This is a genomic window from Aliiroseovarius sp. ABM4_368 (assembly GCF_056161205.1).
Window position 1 is genome coordinate 906408 of record NZ_JBSWYR010000001.1, and the last position, 15217, is coordinate 921624.

At 60.3% G+C, this 15217-nt stretch carries 11 protein-coding genes; 7 read left to right on the top strand and 4 right to left on the bottom strand.

From position 1 onward, the window contains the following. Positions 1-123: 123 nt before the first annotated feature. The 6 genes from lptF to rsmA all read left to right on the top strand — a co-directional run bounded on the left by lptF (position 124) and on the right by rsmA (position 7726). Positions 124-1287, top strand: a complete 1164-nt coding sequence (gene lptF / locus ACXAH3_RS04535) for an LPS export ABC transporter permease LptF (protein WP_474860869.1) — start codon at positions 124-126, stop codon at positions 1285-1287. Continuing rightward, positions 1284-2381 carry an LPS export ABC transporter permease LptG gene (gene lptG, locus ACXAH3_RS04540; RefSeq protein ID WP_474860870.1) on the top strand — a complete coding sequence of 366 codons (1098 nt, stop codon included), beginning with the start codon at positions 1284-1286 and terminating at the stop codon, positions 2379-2381. The genes lptF and lptG overlap by 4 nt, the downstream gene beginning before the upstream one ends. After that, positions 2381-4531 (top strand): LPS-assembly protein LptD, encoded by a 2151-nt coding sequence (locus ACXAH3_RS04545; protein ID WP_474860871.1) that lies wholly within the window; start codon positions 2381-2383, stop codon positions 4529-4531. Before lptG ends, ACXAH3_RS04545 begins: the two co-directional genes overlap by 1 nt. A 71-nt stretch (positions 4532-4602) precedes the next feature. Beyond that, a complete protein-coding gene (locus ACXAH3_RS04550; RefSeq protein WP_474860872.1) occupies positions 4603-5895 on the top strand; it encodes a peptidylprolyl isomerase in 1293 nt (430 codons plus the stop codon). Next, positions 5892-6893, top strand: a complete 1002-nt coding sequence (pdxA, locus tag ACXAH3_RS04555) for a 4-hydroxythreonine-4-phosphate dehydrogenase PdxA (protein ID WP_474860873.1) — start codon at positions 5892-5894, stop codon at positions 6891-6893. The genes ACXAH3_RS04550 and pdxA overlap by 4 nt, the downstream gene beginning before the upstream one ends. Next, positions 6890-7726, top strand: coding sequence for a 16S rRNA (adenine(1518)-N(6)/adenine(1519)-N(6))-dimethyltransferase RsmA (gene rsmA, locus ACXAH3_RS04560; protein ID WP_474860874.1), 837 nt, complete (start codon positions 6890-6892; stop codon positions 7724-7726). Before pdxA ends, rsmA begins: the two co-directional genes overlap by 4 nt. A gap of 137 nt (positions 7727-7863) precedes the next feature. On the opposite strand, the gene ACXAH3_RS04565 is transcribed toward rsmA, so the two are convergent. Then, positions 7864-9474, bottom strand: coding sequence for a chloride channel protein (locus ACXAH3_RS04565; RefSeq protein ID WP_474860875.1), 1611 nt, complete (start codon positions 9472-9474; stop codon positions 7864-7866). A 154-nt stretch (positions 9475-9628) separates the two neighbouring features. Here ACXAH3_RS04565 and ACXAH3_RS04570 point away from each other — a divergent pair, with 154 nt between their 5' ends. After that, positions 9629-11005, top strand: a complete 1377-nt coding sequence (locus ACXAH3_RS04570) for an FAD-binding oxidoreductase (RefSeq protein ID WP_474860876.1) — start codon at positions 9629-9631, stop codon at positions 11003-11005. 1 nt (position 11006) lies between these two features. Here the strand turns inward: ACXAH3_RS04570 and recN are convergent, their stop codons facing one another. The 3 genes from recN to lpxC all read right to left on the bottom strand — a co-directional run bounded on the left by recN (position 11007) and on the right by lpxC (position 14770). Further along, the gene (gene recN / locus ACXAH3_RS04575) at positions 11007-12659 is read right to left on the bottom strand and encodes a DNA repair protein RecN (RefSeq protein WP_474860877.1); all 1653 of its coding nucleotides are present in this window, start codon (positions 12657-12659) and stop codon (positions 11007-11009) included. A gap of 60 nt (positions 12660-12719) precedes the next feature. After that, a complete protein-coding gene (locus ACXAH3_RS04580; protein WP_474860878.1) occupies positions 12720-13640 on the bottom strand; it encodes an outer membrane protein assembly factor BamD in 921 nt (306 codons plus the stop codon). A 209-nt stretch (positions 13641-13849) separates the two neighbouring features. Then, the gene (gene lpxC, locus ACXAH3_RS04585) at positions 13850-14770 is read right to left on the bottom strand and encodes a UDP-3-O-acyl-N-acetylglucosamine deacetylase (protein WP_474860879.1); all 921 of its coding nucleotides are present in this window, start codon (positions 14768-14770) and stop codon (positions 13850-13852) included. Positions 14771-15217: the final 447 nt, after the last annotated feature.

The window sequence follows — 15217 nt, forward strand, 5'->3', positions numbered from 1 at the left end:
TTTTTCTGGCAGGTTCCTGCCATTGGTAGCGGCCCTGTCGAGGTTTGACCAGATAGCAGTTTTCCCCGCTCGTCGGATGGTTTAGAAAACAGACCACAAGATATTGAGTTCTCAGGGGGGAACGTGGCCAGATTCGACCGTTATATGCTGTCGCAGCTTATGATGCTGTTCGGCTTTTACGGGCTTGTCCTGGTGTTGCTCTTTTGGGTGAACCGGGCGGTGCGGCTGTTTGATCAGCTGATCGCCAACGGCCAAACGGCGCTGGTTTTCCTTGAGTTCTCGGCGATGATCCTGCCCGCCGTGATCGTGTTCATCGTCCCCATTGCGTCCTTCGCGGCGGCGGTGTCTGTCACCAACCGGCTGAATTCGGAAAGCGAATTGGTGGTGGCGCAGGCGGCTGGCTATGGCCCCTTTCGTCTGGCCCGTCCGGTGCTGGTCTTTGGCGTCCTGACCGCGCTTTTCATGTTGATCCTGACCCATATCCTAGTCCCAATGAGCCAGCTTCGCTTCGCCGAACGTCAGGCCGAAATCGCCGAGAACGTCACCGCGCGGTTCCTGACCGAGGGCAGCTTTGTTCACCCCGCGGACGGCATCACGCTTTATATCCGCGAGATCAGCCCGGCGGGCGAGTTGTTTGACATCTTCCTGTCAGACGAACGCGATGACGAACAACACTATACCTATACCGCCCGCCGAGCGCTGATCGTGAAGACCGATCTTGGCCCGCGGCTGGTGATGTTTGACGGGTTGGCGCAGGTGATCAACATCGAAACCCAGCGCCTGACCACCACCGGATTCGAGGACTTCACCTATAACATCGCAAACCTTCTGACAGGCAGCGCGGAAACGTCGCGCAAAGTCCGCCAGATCTATACGCCCGAGCTGTTGAACCCGCCCGCCGCTACGTTGGAAGAAACCGGTGAAACCCGCGCCGCTTTGCGGGCCGAAGGCCATTTCCGCAATGCCCAAGCGCTTTATTCCATCGTGACCGCCATGGCCGGATTTTCCATGCTGATTGTCGCCGGGTTCAGCCGGTTTGGGCTGTGGCAACAGGTCGTGATTGCTTTGGCTGTGGTGGCACTGTTGCAATCACTGGACAACACCATGCTGGACATGGCGCGTCGGACCGAAGGCGGCGTCTGGATGGTGTACTTGGCCACGGTTGTCGGAGCAGTTTTCAACATTGCCGTGCTGTTCAAAGCCACACGGCCCTCGTTTTCCGATATGCGTCGGCGCCGCTGCACCCTTCGCGAACGCAGCCGTCAAATGACCGAGGCAAACACATGAGGTTGCATTTCTATATCGCACGCCGCTTCCTGCGTGCCTTCCTCAGCATGATCTTTGTGCTCGCGATCATTTTTGTCTTGTTGGACATGGTGGAAAGCATGCGCAAGTTCGACGCGGCGTCTGTGGGGTTCATGAATGTGCTGGGTCTGACGCTTTTGAACGCGCCGGTCTGGATGTATCGCATCCTGCCCTTGGTTGTGATCCTGTCGACCCTGTGGATGTTCCTAAGCCTTGCGCGCAGCTCGGAAATGGTGGTGACCCGGGCGGCGGGGCGATCTGCACTGATGACGCTGATTTCGCCGGTTTTGACGGTGTTTCTGTTCGGTATTCTGGCCGTCGCGGTGGGCAACCCAATTGCCGCTGGGACCGCTAAGAAATACGAGCGTATCGCGGCAGAATATGAAGGACGCGGGGCATCAGTTCTGTCGATTGCGTCAGATGGGGTGTGGCTGCGTCAAGGGAATGACACGGGCCAGACTGTGATCCGCGCGGACCGATCAAACCTTGAAGGAACCGAGCTTTACGACGTCACCTTCTTTTCCTTCGCGCCCGAGGGCCCGCCCACCCTGCGCATCGAGGCCGCGAGCGCGCGGCTTGAACCCGGATACTGGGCCATTCGCGGCGCAAAGGTCTGGGATCTGGTCACCGAGACCAACCCCGAGGTCACTGCCATCCAGTATCCGATGTTCACACTGGCCTCGAACCTGACGATCGAACAGATCCGCGACAGTTTTGGCAAACCCAGTGCGATTTCGATCTGGGATCTGCCTCAGTTCATCCAACAGCTTGAAGCTGCTGGTTTCTCGGCGCGGGCGCATCGGGTCTGGCTGCATATGGAATTGGCGATGCCGTTCTTTCTGGTCGCCATGGTGCTGATCGGGGCCGGGTTCACCATGCGCCACACGCGTTTTGGCCGCACCGGGATCATGGTTTTGTTTGCGCTGATGTTGGGGTTCGGGGCCTATTTCATTCGCAATTTCGCCCAGATCCTTGGGGAGAACGGTCAGATTCCGATCATATTGGCCGCTTGGGCACCGCCGATTGCGGCGATCATGCTGCCCTTGGGCCTTCTTTTGCATCTGGAGGACGGATGATGAGCCTGTCAAAGCACCTTCGTGCCGGACGTCTGGCGTTGGCTTTGCTGGCGGGCTCTGTCAGCGCGGTGGCGCTTGGCGTGTCCCCTGCCAATGCCCAATCCGCCAGCCTGATCGCGGATCACGTGCGCGTCGTTGGCAATGGCGGTCTGGTGGCCGAAGGCAACGTGGTGGTGCTGTTTGACGGCAGCCGCCTGTCCGCCACGCGCGTCAGCTATGACAAAGCGACGGACAGTCTGACCATCTCGGGTCCGATCACGATCACCCGCCCTGACGGCACCATTCTGGTCGCGGACGAAGCACAATTGTCTGCCGACCTGCGCAACGGCATCCTGACCAGCGCGCGATTGGTGTTGGATCAACAATTGCAGATCGCTGCAGCTCAGATCAACCGTGTGCAGGACCGTTATACTCAGCTGTCACGGGTCACTGCCTCGTCCTGCCATGTCTGTAAGAACAACCCGGTGCCGCTGTGGCAGATCCGGGCGGACCGGGTGGTCCATGATGAAGAGACCCGCCAGCTTTACTTCCATGGTGCGCAGTTGCGGGTGGCGGATGTGCCAATTTTCTATCTTCCGCGCCTGCGCCTGCCCGACCCCACCTTGACCCGCGCAACCGGCTTCCTGCCGCCCAAGATCCGCTCGAATACTACGCTGGGATTTGGCTTGGCCGTTCCCTATTTTATCAGGCTGGGAGATCACGCAGACCTGACCTTGTCGCCCTATATCGCAGACAAGACCCGCACGCTCGAGCTGCGCTATCGCCATGCCTTCAGCGCAGGGGATCTTCACGCCGAAGGAGCCATCAGCCAAGACAGTATCATCGGCGACACAACGCGTTTTTATGTGTTTGGCGAAGGTGAGTTTGATCTGCCACGCGACTTCACCTTGTCGTTCCAGCTGCAAGAGGTCTCGGACGCGGGGTATTTGCTGGAATACGGCTATTCTGATCAGGACCGTTTGCGCAACGCGATCGAGGTGATGCGTGCCCGTCGGGATGAATTCGCCTACGCGGGGATCACCCGCTATGACACGTTGCGCGAATCCGAAATTCCGATCTCGGACGAACTTCCCTTTGCCCAGATCGACGCCTTCTATGAGCGCCGTTTCCACCCCGGTGGCTTTATCGGTGGCGAGCTGCGCACAAACCTGTCTTGGCAGGCGCATTTCCGCGAAAGCACACTGGATGTGGTGGGACGTGACGTGGCACGCATCGGGGTTGGGCTGGATTGGCGGCGCGACTGGACAGGCCCTGCCGGGCTGGTGTTTGAAACCCGTGCCGGCGTCGATACGGATATCTATTGGATCGAGCAGGACAGTCGCTATCAAAACGAGCAAAGCTTCGCCACACCCTCGGCCGGTGTCACCTTGCGGTGGCCCCTGTCGCGCGTCACTGCAAGTGGTGCGGTAGACGTGCTAGAGCCCGTCGCGTCACTGGCTTGGTCCGAATATGTCGGTGCGGATATTCCCAATGAAGACAGTCAGTTCGTCGAATTTGACCAAGCAAGCCTGTTTGACCTGAACCGCTTCCCCGGCAGCGACCGGCGCGAAGAAGGCCTGCGCGGGGCTGTGGGGCTTAGCTGGACGCGCAGCCTTCCTTCTGGCTGGGGCTTCACACTTGCCGGTGGACGCGTGTTCCGCGAGGTCGATCTGGGGCAATTCACTGATGCTTCGGGTCTGGCAGGTGAAAAATCTGATTGGCTGTTGGGCGCCGCCGTTAATCTTGGTGGGCAAGTTTCCGTGCAAGGGCGTGCGCTTTTGGACGACAATTTCGACCTGACAAAATCCGAAACCCGCGCCGCTTGGCTGACAGACGAGTTCCAACTTAGTGCTGCCCATATCTGGATCATCGACGACGCAGCTGAAAACCGCCTGTCCCCCACCCATGAACTGCGTTTGGACAGCGTCTGGAAGGTTGGCGACTATTGGACCGTCACAGCCGATGGCAGCTTTGACATCGAGGCTAATCAGGCCACTCGCGCCAGTTTGGGGCTGGAATACCGAAATGAATGCCTTTCGGTTGATCTTTCCCTCTCGCGTCGCTTCACAACCTCTATTAATGTAGAGCCAACAACCGATATTGGTCTGCAATTCGAACTGATCGGATTTGGAAGCGGCCGCGGAGCATCGGTGAATAAATGCAGTGGTTGATGACAATTCGACCAAACCGCAGCAGGTCTGGATCTGAGGATACGAGCACTATGCGAAACAGGAAAACACCGATGGGATTTCTTCGCCAATCTAAAGCGCAGCAAGGGCTGCGCAAATCGACGGCTTCGGCATGGACCTGTGCCGCCTCGGGTCTCGTTATGGGGCTGGTGTCATTGGTCGGGCTGGGGGCAACCCCTGCGCAGGCGCAAAACCTGTTTGCCCCGGTGAAAAAGGTCAATGACCGCGTAATCACCGCCTATGAGCTGTCGCAGCGGATGGCCTTCCTGACCCTTCTGCGCGCACCGGGCAACCTGCGCGAGGTGGCGCTACAACAGCTGACCGACGAGGCCTTGCAACGTCAGGCGGCGGAAACGGCCGGTGTTTCGGTCTCGGCTGAGGAAGTTCTTGCAGGAATGGCCGAGTTCACGGGCCGCTTCAATCTGGAAGTCGAAGATTTCAACAAGATCATCGCACAGGCGGGCGTCGCGCCTGAAACCTTCCGCGACTTTGTCTCGGGCGGTCTGGCATGGCGCACCGTGGTACGCGAACGCTGGCAGGGGCGCATTAACATCACCGAGGACGAGATTGATCGCCAATTGTCACTGACCGCGCCGGGCCAGAATGTCCGCGTGCTGCTGTCCGAGATCATCCTGCCCGCCCAAAACCCCGAAGCCATGCAGATCGCAAATGCGCGTGCTGCGGAACTGTCAGAAATCACCACTTTGGGCGCTTTTGCATCTGCTGCGCGCAATTCGTCGGTTGCGCCTTCGCGTGGCCGGTCGGGCCGTTTGAACTGGACCGAGCTGTCCGATCTGCCTGCCGCTGTGGCCGCGCAGGTCGTTGCCTTAGAGCCCGGTCACGTGACCGAACCTATTCCTGTGAAGAACGGCGTGGCCGTGTTCCAACTGCGCGCCATTGAAGAGCTTGACCGCCCTACCCCGACAGACGTCACCGTCGAATACTCGGCCCTGATGATCCCCGGTGGGCGCAGCGCCGAAGCCTTGGCGCAGGCGGCAGATATTCGCACCAAAGCAGACAGCTGCAATGACCTTTTTGGCTTGTTCCCCGGCTCGACCGAGGCACAGATCCAACGCGAATCCCTGCCGATTGGCGAGCTGCCCACACGCTATGCCGTCGAGCTGGCCCAGCTGGATGAAGGCGAGGTTTCGACCGCATTGACTTCGGAGAGTGGGCAAAGTCTTGTCTTCTTGATGCTGTGCTCGCGCAGCCGCGAATTGCCCGAGGAAATCAGCCGCGAACAGTTGAAGCTGCGCCTTCAGAACCAGCGTTTGGCAGCGTTCTCGGCCGCCTATTTGGAAGAACTGCGCGCCGAAGCCTTTGTCGAGGAATATGATCCGCAATGACCGCTGAAAGCGCGTCTGACATCATCCCGCCCGTGGCCCTGACCATGGGCGAGCCTGCGGGCGTTGGACCGGAAATTGCAGTCAAAGCCTTCGCGGCTTTGGGGGGGGATGTTCCCTTCTTCCTGATCGGTGATCCGCGCCACCTGCCTGACGGGGTCGCGTTCACCCAGATCACAACGCCGGACGAGGCCCTTGGGGCAACAGCCCTGCCGGTGTTACCGCATGATTTCCACACGCCGCGCCGTCCCGGCATTGCCCAGCCCGAACACGCCCAGCCTGTGATCGACGTGATCGCCCGCGCGGTCGAGATGACCAAACAGGGACAGGCGCTTGCGGTCTGCACCAACCCGATCAACAAGAAAGCGCTGAAGGACGGGGCGGGGTTTCCGTTTCCCGGCCACACCGAATACCTGTCGCATCTGGCTGGTGGCGCGGATGTGGTGATGATGCTGGCCTGTGACGCGCTTCGAGTGGTCCCTGCCACGATCCATATCGCCCTGTCTGACGTGCCCAAGGCGCTGACCCGCGACACACTTGAACAAGTAATCCGCACCACCCATGCTGCGCTGATCCGCGATTTTGGCCTTGCCGCGCCGCGCATTGCCGTTGCGGGTCTGAACCCCCATGCGGGCGAAGGCGGCGCGATGGGGATGGACGAGATCGACATGATCGCGCCACTGCTGAACGAGTTGCGCGGTCAGGGTCTGGTCCTGGTTGGTCCCCTGCCCGCCGACACGATGTTTCACGCCCGTGCGCGCGCGGGCTATGACGCAGCGATCTGCATGTATCACGACCAAGCGCTGATCCCAATCAAGACCATCGATTTCGAGGGTGGCGTTAACGTCACATTGGGCCTGCCCTTTGTGCGCACCTCGCCTGATCATGGCACGGCCTATGACATCGCGGGCAGCGACACAGCGGACGCTACATCCTTGATCAACGCCTTGCGCATGGCCCAGAAAATGGGCCTTGCCCGCCGACAGGAGAGCCCCTCATGAGCCAGATCGACGGTCTGCCCCCGCTGCGCGAGGTGATCAACACGCATGGGTTGGTGGCCAAGAAATCTCTGGGCCAGAACTTCCTTCTGGATTTGAATCTGACCGCCAAAATTGCGCGGATGGCAGGGGATCTGTCGAACTGTGACGTTCTGGAAGTCGGTCCCGGCCCCGGCGGGTTGACCCGAGGCCTTCTGGTCGAAGGCGCACGTAGGGTTCTGGCGGTCGAAAAAGACAGCCGCGCGATGGCCCCCTTGGCCGAGATTGCCGCGGCCTATCCGGGGCGGCTTGAGGTGGTGAATGCGGATGCGTTAGAGCTGGACCCGCTTCAACATCTGACCGCGCCCATCCGCATCGTCGCCAACCTGCCCTATAACGTAGGGACCGAGCTTTTGGTCCGTTGGTTGACCCCACCCAGCTGGCCGCCCACATGGTCAAGCCTGACCTTGATGTTCCAAAAAGAAGTGGCCGAGCGCATCGTTGCTCAGCCGGGATCAAAGAAATACGGACGTCTGGCGGTTCTGGCCCAATGGCGCACCACCCCGCGTGTGGTGATGGAATTGCCGCCCGAGGCCTTCACACCCCCGCCGAAAATCCATTCCGCCGTGGTGCATCTAGATGCGCTTCCCGCGCCAAGATTCGAGGCGGATGCAGCCAAATTGCAGGCGGTTGTCGCCAAGGCTTTCGGGCAACGCCGCAAGATGTTGCGGGCGTCATTGAAGGGGCTGCATCCTGAAATTGAGGACGTTCTGACCTCGGTCGGGATCAAGCCGACCTCGCGCGCGGAAGAGATCGACGTAGAGGCGTTCTGCGCATTGTCGCGGGCATTGGGGTAAGGGGTTACTGGGGCTTAGCCCCTCTGCGCTTCGGCTTGGGCTCCGCCCGTTCTTAGGCGAAACTGTCCCCCGGACAGTTTCCAGGAAGCCTTCGAACCCCGAAATATTTGTGACAAGAAAATGCGATGTGTTGGGCACTAGGAGTGCTCTTCTGCCGCTGTTTCCGACAACGCGCGGGTGAAGGCTTTCAGCGCGTCCACCTGGAAAACCGCGCCCCACAGCTCGGGCGGGTCGCCTTCACCGCCAAGGGTCACAACGGGAACATAGCGCTCGCCAGTGGCCTCGAACATGGGCATGACAACTTCCAGCGTGGTATTGCCGTCCACATAGATGCCCGCCTCGATCAACTCCCAGCAATGTTCTTCGGCAGCAGCGCGGGCGTGGTCGCGGTCGCGCATAACCTGGGCCACGCGCACGGTGGACAGCAGATAGGCTTGCGGGCCGGCGGCAAGGTGGATGTTGCGGCGTTCAAGCTGGGTCAGGAAGAAGCTGCGGTCCACCAACTGGCTGGCCAGCGCAGTGGACAGGGACACGGCGGACATCACAGCGATCCCGGTCTGCCAGTCCCCTGTCAGTTCGAACACAATCATGCTGGTCGAAATCGGCGCGCCCAAGACAGCGGCGGCGACCGCCCCCATGCCAGCAAGGGCGTAAAGCGTCTCGGACCCCGAGACATCTGGGAATATCGCGGTGGCGATGATGCCAAAGGCCAGCCCGGTCAGCGCGCCGACCATCAGTGCGGGAGAAAACACCCCGCCCCCCATGCGCCCTGCCATGGTGATGGCGACAGCCGCAACTTTCACCGCCACGAACAAGATTGCGACACCGGCAGTCAGGTTGCCCGTCAGCGCGGCCGAGGTCGTTTCGTACCCAACCCCGATGATATGCGGAAAGAAGATCGCGATCGCGCCAAGCAGGAAGCCAGACAGCGCCGGGCGCAGAATGCGTGGCAGGCGCAGTCGATTTTGCACGCTGTTGCCCAGATCCTCGGCCCAAAAGATCGAGCGCATCAGAATCACGGCAACGATGCCCGACAGAAGGCCAAGGATCAGGAAAGCGGGCAGTTCGATATAGAAGGCGAGCGTGCCTTCGGCCGGTAGGACGAACTCGGTCACGCCGCCATATTCAAGACGGTTGATCACGGTTCCTGACACCGCGGCAATGGCGATGGGGGCAAAGGCGTGGACGGCGAAGTGGCGCAAAACAACCTCGAGCGCGAAAAGCGCGCCTGCGATGGGCGCGTTAAAGCTGGCCGAGACCGCGCCTGCCACCGCACAGCCCAAAAGGTCGCGGCCGGTGATGCCATTGGCGTTGATCCGCGCCGAGATCCAGCTTGAGATCACGGCGGCCAAGTGCACGACAGGGCCTTCGCGGCCCGTCGAACCGCCAGTTGATAGCGTCACAAGAGATGCCAATGCCGACCCAAGACCCGCGCGTTTTTCCACGCGGCCTTCCCACAGGGCCGCGCCCTCGATCACATCCGCAACGGATCGTACACGCCCGTCATGGGTAAACCAGTTCAGGATCAACCCAACCACCAACCCACCCAACGTCGGCAGGGCCAAAATCCAGTACCACGGCAAGGTCTGGGCGAAGCTGTGAAGGCGGGTCAGGTCGTCCGTGCCGTAAAGCGCGGCTTGCAGGATTTCGATCCCCTTGCGAAACCCCAGTGCAGCCGTCCCCGAGGCCACACCTATCACCAACGCGATCAGCCAAAACTGAATCTGACTTGGGCCTTTTTCAATCATAACAGCCCATGCATTACGCACGCTCGCGCCAAGATTTTGGGCGCTTTCGACCATCAACAATTTTATCTGTTTTATCATTGCGCTGCGCGTGTAGAACCCTTCCCAAGGTCCGCCATTTACCATAAGTTGATCCGGTTTCTCAGGGGAGGATGGGATGGCCATCGACACCGCGTTCACCGAGCTTTCGTCTTTTCTAGGCGATCGGATCAGCCGGTCCAAGCCTGTTCTGGATCAACATGGCGGATCCGAGACTCATTTTGCCCCCGCCCCGCCCGATATCGTCGTCTGGCCTGAGAATACCAATGAAGTCAGCAAGATCCTGAAGATTTGTGGTCTGGCCGGATTGCCGGTGATCCCCTTCGGGGCTGGTACGTCTTTGGAAGGGCATACAAGTGCGACCAAGGGCGGTGTCTGTCTGGACATGACGCGGATGAACCGGGTTCTGTCAAATGATCCCGGCGACATGATTGCGCAAGTTCAAGCGGGGCTGACACGCGAAGAGCTTAACAATGAATTGCGCACATTAGGCATGTTTTTTCCGGTCGATCCCGGCGCAAATGCCACCTTGGGCGGCATGGCGGCCACGCGCGCTTCTGGGACAACCACGGTGCGCTATGGATCGATGCGCCAGAACGTGCTGGGCCTGACGGTTGTCTTGGCAGATGGGCGTGTTTTGCACACAGGATCGCGGGCGGCCAAATCCTCGGCCGGGTATGATCTGACCGCGCTTTTTCTGGGGTCAGAAGGGACGCTTGGGATCATCACGGAACTGACCCTGCGCCTGCATGGCCAGCCCGAGGAAATCCGCGCAGGTATCTGCGCGTTTCCCGACATGGCCTCGGCTGTGGGCGCAGTTCAGCAAGTGGTCCAATTGGGCATCCCCGTTGCCCGGATCGAGTTTGTGGACGACGCCACCGCGCGTGCCTTCAACCAATATGCCGGGACCGAGATGGACATTTGCCCGCATCTTCTGGTCGAGTTTCACGGCTCCCCCGCTGCCGTGTCTGAGGCCAGCGCGGTGTTTGATGAGATAAGTCAAGATTTTGGCGCAATCGGCTATGAACACGCCACAAAAACCGAGGACCGCAACGCGCTATGGAAAATTCGCCACCACGCTTTTTACGCCGTACAAAGCCTGCGCCCCGGCGCGCGGGCTTTGGTGACGGATATCTGTGTGCCGATTTCTCAGCTCGCGCAGGCGGTCGAGGAAACGCGCGCAGATATCGAGGCTTCGTCCCTGCCCGGCCCCATTCTGGGCCATGTCGGGGATGGTAATTTCCACGCCATCTTATTGATCGATCCCGACAACCCCGCCGAAATGGCTGAAGCCAAAGCCCTTGCCGAACGGATGAGCCGTCGGGCGTTGTCGCATGGTGGGACGATCACCGGCGAGCATGGCGTGGGTATGGGAAAACTGCATTTGATGGAGGAAGAACACGGGATCGGCTGGGCGCTGATGGGCGACATCAAGACCACGCTGGACCCCGGCAATATCCTGAACCCCGGCAAGCTGGTGCCGCAGGCGAGATAGATCAGCCTGCCAACAGCTCTTTTGCAGCGGCCTTGGCAGCGTCCGTGATCGTATCGCCAGAAATCATCCGTGCGATTTCATCGACACGCTGGTCAGATGACAAGGGCGACACGGTGGACAGCGTCATGCCATCTGTCACCGACTTGCTGACCCGCCAATGATGCCCGCCAAGGGCAGCCACTTGCGGGCTGTGGGTGACAACCAGAACCTGTCCGGCATCGGCAAGATCTGCCAATCGCCGCCCGACCGCATCTGCGGTGGCGCCGCCGACGCCGCGGTCAATCTCGTCAAAGATCATGGTCAGGCCGGTGGCGTCGCGGGTCAGGCAGACCTTAAGGGCCAGCAGGAAGCGGCTAAGCTCGCCGCCCGATGCGATTTTGTTCAATGGCCCCGAGGGTGCGCCAGGGTTGGTCGCGACGGTGAAAGTGACCGCGTCCACGCCATCCGGTCCGGGATCCATGGCGGTGATTTCCGTTGTGAAAACAGCGCGCTCCATCTTTAGCGGCGCAAGCTCGGCCCCCATCGCCTGATCCAGCCGGGTGGCGGCATCTTGCCGTGCTTTAGACAGAGATTGCGCGGCTTGGTCGTACTGCGCGCGTGCCTGGGAAAGTGCGGCTTCAAGGCCCGCGATCTCGTCTGCGCCCGCGTCCAGTGCCGCCAGACGTCCGCGCAGATCCTCGGCGAACACGCCCAATTCGTCGGGTGTGGTGTTGTGCTTGCGAGCCATGGCGCGAATGGCGAACAGGCGTTCCTCGACCTGCTCCAACTCGTGCGGGTTGAAGGACAGGCTGTCCATCGCGGCCTCGACGCCCGACACGGCCTCGCCCAATTCGTCCATCGCGCGGCTTAAGGCGGCCAGCGGCGCGTCCAACACGTCGCCCGCCTGCTCGGCCGCGCCTTCCAGCCAGCGCAGGGCGTCGCCCAAACGGGCCTCGGCCCCCTCGCCCGTGCCAAGCGCTTGATGCGCGCGTTGGATATCCTCTCCGATCTTCTCGGCGCCTTGCATCAGCCGGCGTCGCGCGTCCAGCTCGGCGTCTTCGCCGGGCTGAGGGTCCAGTGTATCCAGCTCGTCCACCGCATGGCGCAGGAACTCTTCCTCGGCCTTTGCGGCTTCAATCCGCGCCCGTGCCTCGTCCAGCGCTTTTAAGGCGACGGCAACGGACCGCCACGCGGTCCTCACCCCGTCGACCTTGCCCCCAAGCCCTGCAAATTCATCCAGAAGTTGCCGGTGGACGCGCGGGTTTAGAAGCCCCTTATCATCCTGCTGGCCGTGCAGCTCGACCAATGTATCCGACAAGGCGCGCAGCACTTCGCCGCTGGCGCGACGATCATTGACCCACGCCGTCTTGCGCCCGTCCGCGCGATTGACCCGGCGCAGCACAAGTTCGTCATCTAAGGGGATCCCGGCTTCGTCCAACACATCGCGCGCAGGATGGGCGTCAGGCAGATCGAAGACGGCGACAACCTCGCCTTGATCGGCACCGGTGCGCACCAGATCTGCACGCCCCCGCCAGCCCAGCACAAAGCCCAGACTGTCCAGAAGAATTGATTTGCCCGCGCCGGTTTCACCGGTCAGCACATTCAGCCCCGGCTGGAACTCAAGCTCCAACCGGTCGATGATAAGCATATCCCGAATGTCTAAAGACCGCAGCATCCTAGGCCCCGCCCGTCCTTAACCCGCAAACCGTCCGGCGGGCCATGTGGCCCAACCCGATCAGAGCCATTCGCCCTTGATCATCTGACGATGCACCTGACGCAGCCAACCATTGCCCTTGGCTTCCGGCTTCAATCCGCGGTCGGTCAACAGGCGATAGCTGTCTTGATACCATTCGGTCGATTGGAAGTTGTGGCCCAGAATGGCCGCGGCGGTTTGGGCTTCGTTCACCAGCCCCAAGGACAGGTACGCCTCGACCAGACGGTGCAAAGCTTCCGCCACGTGGGTTGTGGTCTGGAACTGCTCAACAACCACGCGGAAGCGGTTGATCGACGCAGAATAATGCTTGCGTTTCAGATAGTAACGCCCGATCTCCATTTCCTTGGCCGCCAGATGGTCAAAGGCCAGGTCAAATTTTAGAACAGCAGATTTGGCGTATTCCGTATCGGGATAACGCTCGATCACCTCGCGCAGGGCTTGTAGCGCCTGGAAGGTCAGCCCCTGATCGCGCCCGATCAGGTCGATCTGATCGTAATAGCTGATCGCCAACAGATATTGCGCATAGGCCGCGTCTTCGTCACCCGGATAGAAGTCGATATAGCGCTGCGCGCTGGCGCGGGCCAATTCGTATTCGCGGTCCTTGTGATGCGAGAACGCCTGCATAATCAACGCGCGTTTTGCCCATTCAGAATAGGGATAGAGGCGCTCGACCTCGCCAAACCATTTGGCGGCTTCAGATGGGTCGCCACGCTCAAGATCATATTCGCCGCGCTTGAAGATCTCTTCCGCGCTCCACTGATCAATCGGGCGTTTTTCAACGCGGCTGCCAAAGATGCCACCGCCAGTGCCACCGCCCCCGAATCCCGAACTGCCGCCAAGACTTCCGAATCCCAAGCTGCCCGAGCCACCGCCGCAGCCCGTCAAAACCAAGCCGGATACCAGTGCAATGCTGATGGATTTGCCCAATTTCACGCGGATCATAACCCGTGTTACCCCAATTGCTCTCTGCCGATAAAAAAGTTCCGGCATGTTCCAAGAAGTCCTAGCACAGAATTTTTCAGGGCAAAATGGTTTGCGCGCCAAAATTCGCCTGTGTTGAAAGAGTTTATCGGAAACTGGCGGCCCATCGCCGTTGCGCCGCGCCTGGGATCAGTACTTTGCCCATTGACGACGCGCACCAATTGCCCCGATCAGGCGGTCATCGGCAGGTCGGAACGGCGTACGCCCACGCCGGGCAGCTTGCGTGCATCTTGGCCGTGGCATTCGACCAAACGCCACGCGCCTTGCGTGTCAAACAGGGTGCGCAAAAGCTTGTTGGTCATGGCGTGACCGGCGCGATGCCCTGTATAGCGTGCGCGCAGCGGGGCACCCGCTAAGGCCAAATCGCCCAATGCATCCAACATCTTATGGCGCACAGCCTCGTCCGTGCGGCGCAGGCCGCCAGGGGACAGTACTTGGTCGCCATCGACGACGACGGCGTTCTCATAAGTGCCACCAAGGGCCAGCCCTGCTTCGTGCATCGCATCCACATCGGCCTGACGGCAGAAGGTTCGACAATCGGACAATTCGCGCACGAAGTTGCCGTTGGACATGTCCAAGCTCATTTCCTGTGTGCCGATGGCTGGGTCCGGGAACGAGATATGAAAATCGATAAAGAACCCGTCCGACGGCTCAAGACGCGCCCAAGCGTCGCCATCGCGGTATTCCACGGGCTTCAGAACTTCGATCACGCGCACAGGCGCTGCCAGTTCGCGTTGACCAGCTTTGACCAGCCCGTCCACAAACCGGGCCGAGCTTCCGTCCATGATCGGCACTTCGGGGCCATCAATCTCGATCAGCGCGTTGTGGATGCCGCAACCTGCAAGGGCCGCCATGATATGTTCGATGGTGCGAACTTCTACATCCGCTTCGTTGCGGATCATCGTACACAAGGGCGACGGCACGCCGGATGCCCAATGAACCGCAATCAGGTTGTCGCGATCATCAACGTCGGTGCGTTTGAACCAGATGCCATATTCCGCAGAGGCAGGCTGAATTTTCATGCGTACCGGACGGCCGGAATGCAATCCGGTGCCGTTAAAACTGACTGTGCTGGCTACAGTGGTTTGCACGTGACGCCTCTTTCTTTGCCTCGGTTCTGGTGCGGGGCCCTGCCCTTCGGCAGGTTCGCCTTATTGTCTTTGCGCCCCTCGGTATCAGTCCGGCTGGGTCGTCCACCCCCGTGTGGAGTAATCACGGGGCCGGCCCAACCAATCCGAAGGCTCTGCCATTCTGGCAGGTTTTGGCGCGGGTCATCCCTCTCAGCTGGATATGCGATCCGACGCCCCAACGGGTACGCACCAATCACGTTGAATTGGTGACCTAGTGGGTAATTGCCCCAAGCATTAAGCACAATTCAAACCTCTGTAACGGTTTGTAACATGCCCCAAGAGGTGGGCGAAAATCCGCAAGCGCGACGTGATGATCGACCTAACCCATTGATTTATAACTCACTATTACACTCGCAGACCAACCACGCGTTGCTGCCGCGCCCGACGTCATTTCCGGCAATCCTTCGC

Coding starts and splice junctions, on each gene's coding strand:
- lptG (WP_474860870.1), top strand. CDS start 1,284: ATGAGGTTGCATTTCTATATCGCACGCCGCTTCCTGCGTGCCTTCCTC.
- ACXAH3_RS04550 (WP_474860872.1), top strand. CDS start 4,603: ATGGGATTTCTTCGCCAATCTAAAGCGCAGCAAGGGCTGCGCAAATCG.
- recN (WP_474860877.1), bottom strand. CDS start 12,659: ATGCTGCGGTCTTTAGACATTCGGGATATGCTTATCATCGACCGGTTG.
- ACXAH3_RS04545 (WP_474860871.1), top strand. CDS start 2,381: ATGAGCCTGTCAAAGCACCTTCGTGCCGGACGTCTGGCGTTGGCTTTG.
- ACXAH3_RS04570 (WP_474860876.1), top strand. CDS start 9,629: ATGGCCATCGACACCGCGTTCACCGAGCTTTCGTCTTTTCTAGGCGAT.
- ACXAH3_RS04565 (WP_474860875.1), bottom strand. CDS start 9,474: ATGATTGAAAAAGGCCCAAGTCAGATTCAGTTTTGGCTGATCGCGTTG.
- ACXAH3_RS04580 (WP_474860878.1), bottom strand. CDS start 13,640: ATGATCCGCGTGAAATTGGGCAAATCCATCAGCATTGCACTGGTATCC.
- pdxA (WP_474860873.1), top strand. CDS start 5,892: ATGACCGCTGAAAGCGCGTCTGACATCATCCCGCCCGTGGCCCTGACC.
- rsmA (WP_474860874.1), top strand. CDS start 6,890: ATGAGCCAGATCGACGGTCTGCCCCCGCTGCGCGAGGTGATCAACACG.